General features: G+C 40.8%; 25 protein-coding genes and 1 pseudogene. All 26 read left to right on the top strand.

The features are described 5' to 3' along the window. Window positions 1–173: pseudogene (gene tuf / locus ABGU93_RS14290) on the top strand (elongation factor Tu); the annotation flags it as partial. Window positions 174–351: 178 nt separating this feature from the next. Beyond that, on the top strand, window positions 352–1,218 hold the full coding sequence (locus tag ABGU93_RS14285) for a DegV family protein (RefSeq protein WP_347414090.1): 867 nt from the start codon (window positions 352–354) through the stop codon (window positions 1,216–1,218). Window positions 1,219–1,527: 309 nt separating this feature from the next. Then, window positions 1,528–1,836 (top strand): 30S ribosomal protein S10, encoded by a 309-nt coding sequence (gene rpsJ, locus ABGU93_RS14280; protein WP_014357213.1) that lies wholly within the window; start codon window positions 1,528–1,530, stop codon window positions 1,834–1,836. A gap of 53 nt (window positions 1,837–1,889) precedes the next feature. Next, window positions 1,890–2,519 carry a 50S ribosomal protein L3 gene (rplC, locus tag ABGU93_RS14275; protein WP_186894489.1) on the top strand — a complete coding sequence of 210 codons (630 nt, stop codon included), beginning with the start codon at window positions 1,890–1,892 and terminating at the stop codon, window positions 2,517–2,519. 29 nt (window positions 2,520–2,548) lie between these two features. Next, window positions 2,549–3,169: a 50S ribosomal protein L4 gene (gene rplD / locus ABGU93_RS14270; protein WP_347414089.1), complete on the top strand. Its 621-nt coding sequence runs from the start codon at window positions 2,549–2,551 to the stop codon at window positions 3,167–3,169. Continuing rightward, the gene (gene rplW, locus ABGU93_RS14265) at window positions 3,169–3,459 is read left to right on the top strand and encodes a 50S ribosomal protein L23 (RefSeq protein WP_026393635.1); all 291 of its coding nucleotides are present in this window, start codon (window positions 3,169–3,171) and stop codon (window positions 3,457–3,459) included. The genes rplD and rplW overlap by 1 nt, the downstream gene beginning before the upstream one ends. Before the next feature lie 55 nt (window positions 3,460–3,514). After that, on the top strand, window positions 3,515–4,348 hold the full coding sequence (gene rplB, locus ABGU93_RS14260) for a 50S ribosomal protein L2 (RefSeq protein WP_347414088.1): 834 nt from the start codon (window positions 3,515–3,517) through the stop codon (window positions 4,346–4,348). 43 nt (window positions 4,349–4,391) lie between these two features. Then, window positions 4,392–4,670, top strand: a complete 279-nt coding sequence (gene rpsS, locus ABGU93_RS14255; protein ID WP_070369934.1) for a 30S ribosomal protein S19 — start codon at window positions 4,392–4,394, stop codon at window positions 4,668–4,670. Window positions 4,671–4,688: 18 nt separating this feature from the next. Continuing rightward, window positions 4,689–5,024, top strand: coding sequence for a 50S ribosomal protein L22 (gene rplV, locus ABGU93_RS14250; protein WP_026393632.1), 336 nt, complete (start codon window positions 4,689–4,691; stop codon window positions 5,022–5,024). Between the two features lie 11 nt (window positions 5,025–5,035). Continuing rightward, a complete protein-coding gene (gene rpsC, locus ABGU93_RS14245) occupies window positions 5,036–5,761 on the top strand; it encodes a 30S ribosomal protein S3 (protein WP_026393631.1) in 726 nt (241 codons plus the stop codon). Window positions 5,762–5,779: 18 nt separating this feature from the next. Beyond that, window positions 5,780–6,220: a 50S ribosomal protein L16 gene (gene rplP / locus ABGU93_RS14240; RefSeq protein ID WP_026393630.1), complete on the top strand. Its 441-nt coding sequence runs from the start codon at window positions 5,780–5,782 to the stop codon at window positions 6,218–6,220. Continuing rightward, window positions 6,217–6,420 (top strand): 50S ribosomal protein L29, encoded by a 204-nt coding sequence (rpmC, locus tag ABGU93_RS14235; RefSeq protein WP_347414087.1) that lies wholly within the window; start codon window positions 6,217–6,219, stop codon window positions 6,418–6,420. Before rplP ends, rpmC begins: the two co-directional genes overlap by 4 nt. Before the next feature lie 28 nt (window positions 6,421–6,448). Beyond that, on the top strand, window positions 6,449–6,706 hold the full coding sequence (rpsQ, locus tag ABGU93_RS14230; protein ID WP_026393628.1) for a 30S ribosomal protein S17: 258 nt from the start codon (window positions 6,449–6,451) through the stop codon (window positions 6,704–6,706). A gap of 27 nt (window positions 6,707–6,733) precedes the next feature. Continuing rightward, the gene (gene rplN, locus ABGU93_RS14225) at window positions 6,734–7,102 is read left to right on the top strand and encodes a 50S ribosomal protein L14 (RefSeq protein WP_026393627.1); all 369 of its coding nucleotides are present in this window, start codon (window positions 6,734–6,736) and stop codon (window positions 7,100–7,102) included. A 14-nt stretch (window positions 7,103–7,116) separates the two neighbouring features. Beyond that, the gene (gene rplX, locus ABGU93_RS14220; protein ID WP_347414086.1) at window positions 7,117–7,431 is read left to right on the top strand and encodes a 50S ribosomal protein L24; all 315 of its coding nucleotides are present in this window, start codon (window positions 7,117–7,119) and stop codon (window positions 7,429–7,431) included. Between the two features lie 20 nt (window positions 7,432–7,451). Next, a complete protein-coding gene (gene rplE / locus ABGU93_RS14215) occupies window positions 7,452–7,994 on the top strand; it encodes a 50S ribosomal protein L5 (protein WP_026393625.1) in 543 nt (180 codons plus the stop codon). 13 nt (window positions 7,995–8,007) lie between these two features. Further along, window positions 8,008–8,193, top strand: coding sequence for a type Z 30S ribosomal protein S14 (locus ABGU93_RS14210; protein WP_084504860.1), 186 nt, complete (start codon window positions 8,008–8,010; stop codon window positions 8,191–8,193). Window positions 8,194–8,226: 33 nt separating this feature from the next. Next, complete coding sequence (rpsH, locus tag ABGU93_RS14205) at window positions 8,227–8,625, top strand: 30S ribosomal protein S8 (RefSeq protein ID WP_026393624.1); 399 nt, start codon at window positions 8,227–8,229, stop codon at window positions 8,623–8,625. A 24-nt stretch (window positions 8,626–8,649) separates the two neighbouring features. After that, window positions 8,650–9,186, top strand: a complete 537-nt coding sequence (gene rplF, locus ABGU93_RS14200; RefSeq protein WP_347414085.1) for a 50S ribosomal protein L6 — start codon at window positions 8,650–8,652, stop codon at window positions 9,184–9,186. A 40-nt stretch (window positions 9,187–9,226) separates the two neighbouring features. Continuing rightward, window positions 9,227–9,595, top strand: a complete 369-nt coding sequence (gene rplR / locus ABGU93_RS14195; protein ID WP_111887945.1) for a 50S ribosomal protein L18 — start codon at window positions 9,227–9,229, stop codon at window positions 9,593–9,595. Between the two features lie 17 nt (window positions 9,596–9,612). Further along, window positions 9,613–10,119 carry a 30S ribosomal protein S5 gene (rpsE, locus tag ABGU93_RS14190; protein WP_186894490.1) on the top strand — a complete coding sequence of 169 codons (507 nt, stop codon included), beginning with the start codon at window positions 9,613–9,615 and terminating at the stop codon, window positions 10,117–10,119. Window positions 10,120–10,130: 11 nt separating this feature from the next. Continuing rightward, window positions 10,131–10,313, top strand: a complete 183-nt coding sequence (rpmD, locus tag ABGU93_RS14185) for a 50S ribosomal protein L30 (protein WP_026393620.1) — start codon at window positions 10,131–10,133, stop codon at window positions 10,311–10,313. An 11-nt stretch (window positions 10,314–10,324) separates the two neighbouring features. Further along, a complete protein-coding gene (gene rplO / locus ABGU93_RS14180) occupies window positions 10,325–10,768 on the top strand; it encodes a 50S ribosomal protein L15 (protein WP_347414084.1) in 444 nt (147 codons plus the stop codon). Between the two features lies 1 nt (window position 10,769). After that, window positions 10,770–12,029 carry a preprotein translocase subunit SecY gene (secY, locus tag ABGU93_RS14175; protein ID WP_026393618.1) on the top strand — a complete coding sequence of 420 codons (1,260 nt, stop codon included), beginning with the start codon at window positions 10,770–10,772 and terminating at the stop codon, window positions 12,027–12,029. A 23-nt stretch (window positions 12,030–12,052) separates the two neighbouring features. Continuing rightward, window positions 12,053–12,712: an adenylate kinase gene (locus tag ABGU93_RS14170; RefSeq protein ID WP_347414083.1), complete on the top strand. Its 660-nt coding sequence runs from the start codon at window positions 12,053–12,055 to the stop codon at window positions 12,710–12,712. Between the two features lie 2 nt (window positions 12,713–12,714). After that, a complete protein-coding gene (gene map / locus ABGU93_RS14165; protein WP_347414082.1) occupies window positions 12,715–13,464 on the top strand; it encodes a type I methionyl aminopeptidase in 750 nt (249 codons plus the stop codon). Window positions 13,465–13,473 lie beyond the last annotated feature (9 nt).

Raw genomic sequence — 13,473 nt, 5'->3', positions numbered from 1 at the left:
CTGGTATCATCAAATTACCAGAAGGCGTAGAAATGGTAATGCCTGGCGATAACGTACAAATGGAAATCACCCTGATCACTCCAATTGCGATCGAAGAAGGTTTACGTTTCGCTATTCGTGAAGGCGGCCGTACCGTTGGTTCTGGTGTTGTAGCCAAAATGTTAGAAGATTAATATTTTGCTTCGCAAAATATTAAGTATTAAATAAAGAATTAACCGTCCTGATTAGGGCGGTTTTTTTACTTGGATATTGTTAAGATTTTAAAAAAGTGATAGAATACAACTTTGAAGAAAGCAATAATTTGCATCGATAAGTTGAAAATTGCTGGCAGCAATTGGAAAGAAGTGAGAAATGATTAGACTCTTAGTTGACAGTATGTGCGATCTGCCAAAAGATTATGTAAATCACCCCAATCTGGATATGGTTTCGCTGAATGTAATTATTGAAGGCGTCGCCTATCGGGATAAGCGGGAAATTGATCTGGACGGCATGAATAAATTTATGGAGCAGGGAATTGTCCCGACCACGTCCCAGGTGAATCCGGGGGACTTCATGGATTATTTTGAAGATTGTGCAAAAAATAATGTCGAATGCCTCTATCTGGCATTTACGTCAAAACTATCAGGGAGCTATGAAACCTCTTGTCTGATCCTGAAAGATGTGATGGAAAAATACCCCGATTTCAAATGCCGGATCGTCGACAGTCTCCACAGCGGCGGCAGCATTGGTTTGATCGCAGTGGAACTGCTAAAATTGATTGAGCAAGGAAAAGATCTCGACTATCTGGCCGCTGCGGCGGTCGAATTTATTCCCCATGCCCATTTCTATTTTAGTATTGAAGATCTAAACTGGCTCTATATGGGTGGTCGGGTATCAAAAGGGACAGCGGTCGTTGGCGGGTTCCTGAAGATTCATCCGATCGTTTCGGTGGATGAAGGGGAACTGAAAATTATCGGTAAGTCCCGGGGGACAAAAAAAGCGCAGCAGACCATTATTGACAAAACAGCAGAAAATATTGTCGGTTATCTGGACCAGAATGTTGGTATTGCCTATACGGGCTCAATGAAGCCGGTCGAAGTGTACGAAACGGCGCTTCGTCTGATGGGGGTTAAGAATATCGAACCCGTCCCGATTGGCTGTGTGTTGGCGGCCCATTTAGGTCTCCAGGGAACGGGAATTTACTTTCTGGACGCACCGGCGGAAGAGATTTTGAAGTAAGAAAAAAATAAAACTGAAAATTATTGTAAAATGTGAAAAAACGCTTGCCAAAGGCGTTTTTTTCTTGTATAATGTGAAAGGTTGACACACTGCGATGAAGTGAGAGGTTGCTGTCGCCTTAGGCAGGTTTTTCTCATGGAGTATGTCACGATCTTTGAATCGGACGACAACCGCTTAAAATCATGTGAATTTTGCAAAATGATTCGTCATTTTGCGAAAAAAAATAATGATGAAACACCCGGATGGGTTGACGAGTGGTTGGAGTACCTAAATGACGAGTAAAAATTGATAAGGAGGTAAAATTTAGGTATGGCAAAACAAAAAATCAGAATCAGATTAAAAGCGTTTGATCACAAACTTTTGGATCAATCTGCTGAACGAATTGTTGAAACAGCAAAGAGAACAGGTGCGAGCGTATCTGGTCCGGTGCCACTGCCAACAGACAAAGAAATCATCACGATTCTTCGAGCAGTGCACAAGTATAAGGATTCCAGAGAGCAATTTGAAATGCGCACACACAAACGGTTAATTGACATTTTAAACCCAACACCAAAAACCGTAGACGCATTAATGCGATTGAACTTACCAGCAGGCGTTGATATAGAAATCAAACTATAGACCCCATTGGTATTATGATTGCACAGCAATCCAATGATATTTAGGAGGAAATAATGAAAAAAGCGATTATCGGACGAAAAATTGGAATGACCCAGATTTTCACAGACAACGGAACTGTCATTCCAGTTACCGTGGTTGAAGCAGGACCTTGCGTTGTGCTTCAAAAGAAAACCATCGAAACTGATGGATACGAAGCACTACAATTGGCTTTTGGCGAAGTTAAAGAACGTCGAATGACAAAGCCATTAAAAGGCCACTATGACAAAAACAGTGTTGAGTATAAAAAAGTAATCCGGGAATTCAAACTTGATGACTATGCAAGTTATGAAACCGGTCAATTAATTCAGGCTGATGTGTTTGAAGCTGGTGAACGAGTTGATATTTCAGGAACATCAAAAGGTAAGGGATTCCAGGGGGTTATTAAACGACATAACCAATCCAGAGGACCGATGGCTCATGGTTCCAAGTATCACCGAAGACCAGGTTCCATGGGAGCATCTTCTTCGCCTTCAAGAGTATTCAAAGGCAAGAAACTTCCTGGCCAAATGGGGAACAAAAATGTAACTGCAGTTAATTTGGAAGTTGTTAAAGTCGATGCTGAAAACAATGTGCTCTTAATCAAGGGTGCGGTACCAGGCATTAGAGGAGCACTTATTACAATTAAAAGCAGTGTTAAAGCATAAAAAAATCAAGCCTGAAAGGAGGAAATCAAATGCCTAAAATTGACGTTTTAGATGTAAAAGGAAATGTTGTTGGTGATGTCGAATTAAGCGAAGCAATCTTCGGAATCGAACCCAACGAACACGTAGTACATGAAGTAGTAGTAGCACTACTTGCAAATAGACGACAGGGAACGCGTTCCGCCTTGACTCGATCAGAAGTCCGTGGCGGTGGTCGTAAACCCTGGAGACAAAAAGGAACAGGCCGGGCTCGTGCCGGTACCATCCGATCTCCATTATGGAAGGGCGGCGGTGTGATCTTTGCACCAAAATCAAGAGATTATAGCAAAAAGGTTAACAAAAAAGTTAAAGCTTTAGCTATGAAATCTGTATTTTCAGCAAAGGCTCAGGATAACGAACTTCGCGTATTAAATCAATTGGTGATGGATGCTCCAAAAACCAAAGAAATGATTGCCGTGCTGAACAATATCAATGCTCAAAAAGCCTTGATTGTACTACCAGATAACAACGAAGCAATTATCCGTTCCGCAAACAATATTCCAAAAGTTGCAACAACTACTGTCAACGAATTAAACGTATATGATATGTTAAAGTATGACGTGTTGATCATGACTCAGGAAGCATTACAAAAAATTGAGGAGGTATACGCATAATGAAAAATCCTCGCGATATTATTATCAAGCCAATTATTACCGAACGTAGTATGGCCGATGCCGAAGAAAAAAAATTCACATTCAAAGTGGATAAAAGAGCGAATAAAATTGAAATCAAGAATGCTGTTGAAGTCATCTTTGGTGTTCAAGTCGAAAAAGTGAGCACCATGAATATGAAGGGCAAACTGAAAAGAACCGGACGTTTCGTTGGTCGAAGATCAGATTGGAAAAAAGCAATCGTGAAATTAACACCCGGAAGTAAGGGTATCCAATTCTTCGAAGGCGTATAAGCAAACAAACGAGACTACAACCCGAGAAGCATACAAAAAAAGGAGGTAGCGATTAATGGGTATTAGAAAGTATAAACCAACGTCCCCAGGACGTAGAAATATGAGCGTCAATACATTCGAGGAAATCACCAAGCATGAGCCTGAGAAATCCTTATTGAAGCCACTTAAAAAACATGCTGGTCGTAATGCATATGGACGCATTACCGTAAGACATCATGGTGGTGGAGCTAAAAGAAAATACAGAATTATTGACTTTAAAAGAAATAAAGATAACATTCCAGGAAAAATTGCCGGAATTGAATACGATCCAAACCGAAGCTCAAATATAGCACTTGTTCACTATGCAGATGGTGAAAAACGTTATATTATTGCACCGTTAAAATTAAAGGTTGGAGATGTTATTTTCTCTGGACCAGAATCAGATATTACCATTGGTAACTGTTTACCACTTAAAAACATTCCCGTTGGTACAACTGTCCACTGTGTCGAACTGAAAAACGGAAAAGGTGCACAAATGGTTCGTTCAGCCGGAGCTAGCGCTCAGCTGATGGCTAAAGAAGGAAATTACGCAACCCTGCGATTACCTTCAGGCGAAATGAGACTTGTTCGAATTGAATGTCGAGCAACCATTGGCCAAGTCGGAAACCTGGATCATCAGAATGTTCGAATCGGTAAAGCCGGTCGTAAACGTCACATGGGTATCCGCCCAACTGTCCGTGGTTCAGTAATGAATCCGAATGACCATCCACACGGTGGTGGTGAAGGACGTGCTCCAATTGGACGTTCTGGCCCTGTTACACCTTGGGGTAAACCAGCACTTGGTTATAAAACACGTAAGAAAAACAAACCTTCCGATAAATATATCGTAAGAACGAGAAATCAAAAATAATCACTCAACCAGATAAGATAACGAACCGAGAGGAGGTTGAACAATGGGTAGATCACTTAAAAAAGGACCTTATGTTGACGAAAAGTTACTTAAACGCATAGAAGCTATGAACGAAAAAGGTGAAAAGAATGTGCTGAAGACCTGGTCTAGAAGCTCTACACTTTTCCCACAAATGGTAGGACACACCATCGCAGTTCATGATGGCAGAAAACATGTTCCAGTTTATGTTACCGAGGATATGGTAGGACACAAACTAGGAGAGTTTGCACCAACCAGAACCTTTAGAGGTCATGCTGGAGAAAAGAAATCTAAATTAAGATAGCCAGAAGGAGGTATACGAATGGAAGCAAGAGCGACAGCTAAATATGTACGTGTTTCATCCAGAAAGGCTAAGTTAGTGGCTGATTTAATTCGAGGCAAAAGTCTTGGAGAAGCATTAAGTATTCTAGCATTAACACCAAATAAAGCAGCTAAAATAATTGACAAAGTTGTAAAATCTGCTTTAGCAAATGCTGAAAATAATTTTAACATGAATCCTGAAAACTTATATATCGATCAGATTTATGCAAATCAGGGTCCAACACTAAAACGATTCAGAGCGGGTGCACAGGGACGTGCAACAATTATTCGAAAAAGATCGTCTCATATTACAGCCGTATTAAAAGAAAAAGAGTAAGGAGGGCATAGATGGGTCAAAAAGTCAATCCTCACGGATTAAGAGTTGGCGTTATTAAGGACTGGAATGCAAAGTGGTTTGCTAACAACAAAGATTTTGCAGATTGTTTAATTGAAGATTATGATATTCGTAAATATATAAAAGTAAATCAATACCAGGCGGGCATTTCTAAGATTGTCATCGAACGTTTTGGTAACAAGGTAAAGATTCATATCTATACAGCAAAACCAGGTATGATTATTGGTCGTGGTGGTGCAGGTATCGATGCGTTACGTCTTGAACTTGAAAAAATGACCAAGAAAACCGTTTTTATCAACATCGTTGAAGTTAAAAACGTTGATATGGATGCTCAATTAGTGGCAGAAAACATTGCAGCGCAGCTGGAACGACGAATTTCTTTCCGACGAGCAATGAAACAAACCATGCAGAGAACCATGCGAGCTGGCGCTAAGGGAATTAAAACTGCTGTTGCAGGCCGTTTAAACGGAGCGGAAATGGCACGTAACGAACATTACGCCCAAGGCCAGGTTCCACTTCAAACCCTCCGAGCTGATATTAGCTATGGCTTTGCCGAAGCTGATACCACCTATGGCAAACTAGGTGTAAAAGTTTGGGTCAACAAAGGCGAAATTTTAACTGGACGTGAAGATGTTTTGGCGGTAGCTGCTGAAGATGACGCTAAAGCTAAAAAAAGCGCACCACGCCGAAAAGCTCCTACTAACAGGACAGAAAACTAAGAGAGGAGGCCAACGCATATGTTAATGCCTAAACGTGTAAAACGTAGAAAACAACATAGAGGTCGTATGAAAGGAAAAGCTCTTCGTGGTAACAAAATCACTTACGGAGATTTCGCTATTCAAGCATTGGAGCCAGCATGGATTACTGCTAATCAGATCGAAGCTGCCCGTATTGCTATGACCAGATATATTAAAAGAGGTGGCCAGGTTTGGATTAAAATATTCCCAGATAAACCTGTGACACAAAAGCCAGCAGAAACTCGAATGGGTTCCGGTAAAGGTTCTCCAGAGTATTGGGTTGCAGTGGTAAAACCAGGTAGAGTAATGTTTGAGATTGCCGGAATTTCTGAGGAAGTAGCTCGGGAAGCCATGCGTCTTGCTCAACATAAATTACCGATCAAAACTAAATTTATCACTCGTAAAGATCAGGAAGCACAAGAAGTGGGTGATGAAGCATGAAACCAAGTGAATTAAGAGAATTAACAACAATCGAACTTGAAGCTAAGCTGGGTGATCTGAAGGAAGAATTATTCAACCTCAGATTTCAACATGCTACAGGTCAGTTGGAAAACCCAATGCGGATTAAAGAAGTTAAGAAGACTTATGCACGGATCAAAACAATTATGCAAGAACGTGCCATGAAGTCGGATGAAGCATAATAAACCAATAGATAAGGAGGTTTAGCTTATGGAAGAAAGAGGTTACAGAAAAACTCGAATCGGTAAAGTGACCAGCGATAAAATGGAAAAAACCATTGTTGTGGCTGTCGAAAGTTTTGTAAAACATCCACTTTACTCAAAACGAGTGAAACACACTGTAAAGTTCAAAGCCCATGACGAACAAAACGAATGTAATATCGGTGATACCGTTAAAATAATGGAAACAAGACCACTCAGCAAAGACAAACGCTGGAGATTAGTAGAAATCGTAGAAAAAGCACTATAAGTCAATGTGCGGAAGGAGGTATTTCGGATGATTCAACAAGAAACGAGACTGAAAGTAGCAGATAATACCGGTGCAAAGGAATTACTGTGCATCCGAGTTCTTGGTGGTTCCGGTCGTCGATATGCAAATATCGGAGACATTATCGTGTGTGCTGTTAAAAGTGCTGCACCCGGTGGCGATGTTAAAAAAGGCGACGTTGTTAAAGCCGTTGTCGTTAGAACAAAGAGCGGAATTAGAAGAGACGATGGAAGTTACATCAAATTCGACCAGAATGCAGCGGTTCTTATAAAAGATGATAAAAACCCAAAAGGTACACGTATTTTTGGACCTGTCGCAAGAGAGTTAAGGGACAAGAAATACATGAAAATCGTATCTTTGGCTCCTGAAGTACTTTAAGGAGGAAATGAAAGATGCATATTAAAAAAGATGATATCGTAATGGTAATTTCCGGTAAGGACAAAGGAAAAAAAGGAAAAGTGATTCAGTCTTATCCTAAAGATGGAAAAGTCCTTGTGGAAAATGTAAACATGGTTACTAAACACCAGAAACCAACACAGCAAATGCAACAGGGTGGAATAATTCGACAAGAAGGCGCACTTGAAGCCTCTAACGTGTTACTCTACTGTGCAAAATGTGATAAGGGTGTAAGAACCGGACATAAAGTTTTAAATGACGGAAAAAAAGTCAGATTTTGTAAAAAATGTAATGAAACATTTAATAATTAATTTCGGGAAGGAGGACCAATATGCCCAGATTAAAAGATAAATATTTAACTGAAGTAATTCCAGCAATGATGGAAAAATTTCAATATAAAAACATCATGGAAGTTCCTAAACTTGAAAAAGTTGTGCTCAACATGGGTTTAGGAGATTGCAAAGACAACTCTAAAGCTTTAGAAGCCGCAGTGATCGACCTTGGAATTATTGCCGGTCAACGACCAGTAATAACAAAGGCGAAAAAGTCAGTTGCCAACTTTAAAGTCCGAGAAGGCATGAACATTGGAGCGAAAGTAACTTTGAGAAGTGATCGTATGTACGAATTTACCGATAAGTTATTCAACGTTGCCCTTCCTCGAGTACGTGACTTCAGAGGTTTGTCCAACAAATCCTTTGATGGACGTGGTAATTATGCTTTTGGTATAAAAGAACAGCTCATTTTCCCTGAAATTGATTATGACAAGGTTGAACAAGTCCGAGGCATGGATATCATGTTTGTCACAACGGCAAATACAGATGAAGAAGCTCACGAACTGTTAAGACTGCTTGGCATTCCATTCAGTAGAGCATAAGGAGGACGGTACAGTGGCAAAAAAAGCGATGAAGGAAAAACAACAACGCAAAGCAAAATATTCAACTCAGGCGTATACACGCTGTCGAATTTGTGGTCGACCACATTCTGTTTTACAGAAATTTGGCATTTGTCGTATATGTTTCCGAGAATTAGCATATAAAGGCGAAATCCCTGGCGTAAGAAAAGCAAGCTGGTAAAAACAAACTGGCAAAGAAAAGGAGGTACCGAGTATGGTTATGACTGATCCTATTGCGGATATGTTAACACGCATCAGAAATGCAAATGATGCAGGTCATAAAACAGTTGAGATGCCTGCTTCAAAAGAAAAGAAAGCAATTGCTCAAATTCTTTTAGAAGAAGGTTATATTACTAAAGTTGATTACATTGCCGATGAAAAGCAAGGCGTAATTAAAATTACACTCAAATACGGAGAAAACAAAAGTCGTGTCGTTGCAGGCATCAAAAGAATCTCCAAACCAGGTTTAAGAGTATATGCCGGTAAAGACGATGTGCCAAAGGTATTAAACGGCCTTGGCATTGCCATCGTTTCTACATCAAAAGGCGTAATGACAGATAAAAAAGCAAGAAAAGCCGGCGTTGGCGGCGAAGTGATATGTTACGTTTGGTAACAAATTAAGACAGGAGGTAAAAAGATGTCAAGAGTAGGAAAAGCACCTGTTGCAATCCTCCCAGGAGTCGACATTAAAAAAGACGGTCAGACTTTGACAGTCAAAGGTCCATTAGGACAACTAGTTAGAACTTTTCATCCTGATGTCATCATCGATGTCCAAGATAGCGAAGTCGTTGTCACCCGACCATCTGAAAGTAAGCTGCATAAATCGCTTCACGGTTTAACCCGCGCTTTAATTCAAAACATGGTTACTGGTGTCAGCACCGGCTTTACAAGAACCCTGGAAATCAGTGGAGTAGGATATAGAGCAGAAAAAAAAGGAACCAAGTTAGTTATGAATTTAGGGTACTCACATCCTGTTGAGATGGAAGATCCTGAAGGCGTAGAAGCAGTTCCAGAAACAAATACTAAAGTCGTAATCAAAGGCATTAGCAAAGAAGCCGTTGGCGCACATGCCGCCAATATTCGAGCAAAACGCCCACCAGAACCTTACAAGGGTCATGGCGTACGATATTCTGACGAAGTAATTCGACGTAAAGAAGGTAAAACAGGTAAATAACCTGCTAGCCCGTCAAAGATGATGAAGGGAGTAAAACTCGATGATTAAGAAACCCATTAAAAACAAAATACGTATCGCACGCCACTATCGGGTCCGAAACAAAGTTTCCGGAACTGAAATGAGACCACGCTTAAACGTATTTAGAAGTAATAAAAACATTTATGCTCAAATTATAGATGATACTAAAGGTATCACATTGGTTTCTGCTTCTTCCAATGACTCTGATCTTAAAGGTCAGCTGTCAAAAGGTGGAGATAAAGCAGCAGCTAAAGCCGTAGGTCAGGCAATTGCCAAACGTGCACTTGAAAAAGGCATCGAAGCAGTTGTTTTTGATAGAGGCGGTTACGTATATCATGGTAGAGTAAAAGAATTGGCTGACGGCGCTCGTGAAGCCGGCCTGAAATTCTAAGTAAAGGAGGTCATTTGATGCAAAACAAAAAAATCGATCCAAGTACATTAGATTTGAAGGAAAAAGTCGTTGCCATCAACCGTGTAACTAAGGTTGTTAAAGGTGGTCGTAACTTCAGATTCAGCTGTCTTGTGATTGTTGGAGACGAAAACGGTCATGTTGGCGTCGGTAAAGGAAAAGCGATGGAAATTCCAGATGCGATTCGTAAAGGTATCGATGCAGCAAAAAAATCATTAATCAAAGTGCCAATGGTTGGAACAACCATTCCTCACTTAGTCAATGGTGAAGCTGGCGCAGGTCATGTATTACTGAAACCTGCCGGAAAAGGTACTGGAGTTATTGCTGGCGGACCTGTCCGTGCGGTATTGGAATTAGCTGGTATCAGAGATATTCGTACTAAATCTTTAGGATCAAACAATGCCCGTAACATGGTTAATGCTACAATGGCAGGCCTTGCTGAACTGACTACACTTGAAGAAGTAGCAGCAAAACGCGGTAAAAAACCTGAAGAAATCTTAGATTAGGAGGAATCATTATGGCTAAGCAATTAGAAATTACACTCAAGAAAAGTTTAATTGGTCGTAACCCGAAACAACGGGCAACCATCCAAGCTTTAGGCCTGAAGAAAATTGGCCAGACCGTAACTCATAATGATACACCTCAGATTCGTGGCATGATTCATATAACAGACTTCATGCTCGAAGTAAAAGAAGTATAGGAGGTGTCAATATGAAGTTACATACTTTAAGTCCAGCCCCAGGTTCAAAAAAGGCACCCAAGAGAAAAGGACGCGGTACTGGTTCTGGTCTTGGAAAAACAGCTGGTCGTGGACAAGATGGACAAAAATCACGTTCCGGTGGTGGTGTTCGACCAGGTTTTGAAGGTGGACAAATGCCATTGGCACGTCGATTACCAAAACGTGGTTTTTCAAACGCTCGATTCAAAAAAACTTTTGCAATAGTTAATGTGGGAGAACTGAATGCATTTGATGCAAACACAGTGATTACTCCAGAACTATTGATGGAATACGGATTCGTCCGCAAATTAAACGATGGCCTGAAAATCCTTGGAAACGGAGAAGTTGAAAAGGCATTTACCATCAAAGCACATAAAATCAGCAAATCAGCTGAGGAGAAAATTCTCGCTGCAGGAGGAAAGGTAGAGGTGATCTAGTATGGTCTCTACCTTGAAGGATGCTTGGAAAATTCCTGATCTACGACGAAAGATAATAATTACGTTAGCACTGCTGTTTGTATATCGGCTGGGATCCTTCATACCGGTTCCATTTATTGATACCGAACAGTTAAGCCAACTCGTCAATGATAGTGGGATTTTTGGTCTGTTTGATATTATATCCGGTGGTAACTTTGGTAATTTCACTATTTTTGCTATGAGTATCACGCCGTATATTAATGCATCAATTATCATGAACCTTTTAGCATTTGCCATTCCTGCTCTGGAAGCGCTTCAAAAAGAAGGAGAAGAGGGACGGAAAAAACTGGCTCAGTATACCCGTTACCTGACCATCATTCTGGCGTTGATTCAGGCTCTGGGAATGAGCTTATCCTTCGGTGATTTGCTAATTGATAAAACACCATTTACCGTATTTACTGTTGTTTTATGTATTACCGCAGGGACGGCGTTTCTAATGTATCTGGGTGAACAAATCACCGAAAATGGTATCGGTAACGGTATCTCGCTGATTATCTTCATCAGTATTATTTCCCGGATCCCATCTGCGATTGGCCAAATGTATCAATATCTAACCATTGGAACATTAAATATTATCACATTGATCGTATTTCTTGTCTTCATTGTTGTGGTTGTGTTTGGTGTCGTGGCAGTGCAGGAAGGACAGCGACGCATCCCGGTTCAATATGCAAAGCGAGTTGTTGGCAGAAAAATGTATGGTGGACAAACCACTCACATTCCGATGCGAGTGAATATGGCAGGCGTTATTCCGGTAATCTTTGCCAGTTCATTAACCTTATTTCCGGCCACAATTGCAAGCTTTTTCCCAACATCTGCCTTTGCAAATTTTATTTCAACATATTTAGCCTGGGGATCCTGGCTTACTAATATTATTTACATCACACTAATAATTGCGTTTACCTATTTCTATACAGCTGTAACATTTAATCCGTTTGATATCGCAGAAAATATTAAGAAACAAGGCGGTTATATTCCTGGGATCAGACCTGGAAAACCAACCGTAGAGTACTTGTCGAGAATTATGAACCGATTAACATTATTTGGTGGCGTCTTCTTAGCGATCATTGCTGTTATTCCTATTTTTGTAGGTAATTTTATGGGTGTCAATCTTCAATTCGGCGGAACAAGTTTGCTGATTGTCGTTGGGGTAGCCCTTGAAACGGTTAAACAGATTGAAGCAGAAATGATGATGAGACACCATCAGGGATTTTTAAAATCTTAAAATGAACTGGAGTTAAGTGAAAAATGAGAATTGTATTATTAGGACCTCCGGGAGCAGGTAAAGGGACACAGGCTAAGCGCATTTGCGAAACCTATAATATCCCACATATTTCAACCGGCGATCTCTTTAGAGAAAACATGAGCAAGGACACACCACTAGGCAAAAAAGCAAAAGAGTATATGGCACAAGGCCTTTTGGTACCCGATGATTTAGTAATTGATATGGTTGAAGACCGTTTGACCCATGATGATGTACTGGCAGCCGATTATGGTTATTTGCTAGACGGATTTCCACGAACGGTGGATCAGGCTGAAGCCTTATGTCGAATCAATGCCAAGCGCGATTGTGAGTTAGATTTTGCAATTAATCTTGATGTACCATTCGATATTTTAATTGAACGGGTATCAGGCCGACGGATCTGTCCGACCTGTCATGCAACCTATCATATCAAGTACAGCAAACCAAAGGTTGAGGGTGTCTGTGATTTAGATGGAACACCATTATACCAACGGGAAGACGACAAAGTTGAGACAGTTAAGAAACGAATTCAAGTTTATCAGGATCAGACCGAACCATTAATCGAATTTTATGAAGACAAACAAAAGATCATCAATATTAATGGATTGCAACATATGAACGACGTCTTTGATAATATTGAAAAAATCCTAAGTGGAGTTAATTAAAGATGATAACCATAAAGTCCCAAAAGGAAATTGATCTGATGCGTCAAGCCGGAAAGATTGTGGCAGGCGCCCACGCCTTAGTTGGCGAAATGATCAAACCTGGGGTAACAACACAAGAACTTGATCATGCAGTTGAACAATACATTCGTGATGCAGGAGCGATTCCAACATTTAAAGGCTATGGCGGATTTCCAAACTCAATCTGTGCTTCAATTAATGAAGTGGTTGTCCATGGGATTCCTGAAAAACGCCGATTACTGGATGGCGACATCATTAGCATCGACATCGGAGCTACATATAAAGGCTACGTTGGCGATGCTGCTGTTACCCACGGAGTAGGTAACATTTCTGAAGAAGCTGAAAGACTCATCAAAGTCACCCGGGAATCCTTTTATAAAGGCATTGCCTATGCAAAGGATGGCTTTCGCTTGTCAGATATATCGAATGCCATTCAGAAGTATGTTGAGGACAACGGTTTTTCTGTTGTTCGCGACTATGTCGGACATGGTGTCGGTAAGCAAATGCATGAAGATCCACCGATTCCCAACTATGGACCAAAGGGGCGAGGTCCCCGGCTACGGCAGGGAATGACCTTGGCCATCGAACCAATGGTGAATGCGGGAACCTTCGACGTCGTTACACTAAAAGATGGATGGACGGTGGTAACTACAGATGGTAAGCTCTCTTCACATTATGAGCACACCATTCTGATTACCGGAACCGGTGATCCGGAACTCTTGACTGTGATTTAAGTTGGTGGT

This window comes from Acetobacterium sp. (genome assembly GCF_039830195.1).
GTDB lineage: Bacteria > Bacillota > Clostridia > Eubacteriales > Eubacteriaceae > Acetobacterium.
The sequence above is the reverse complement of the archived record's forward strand: the minus strand, read 5'-3'. Positions and strand labels throughout refer to the sequence as shown.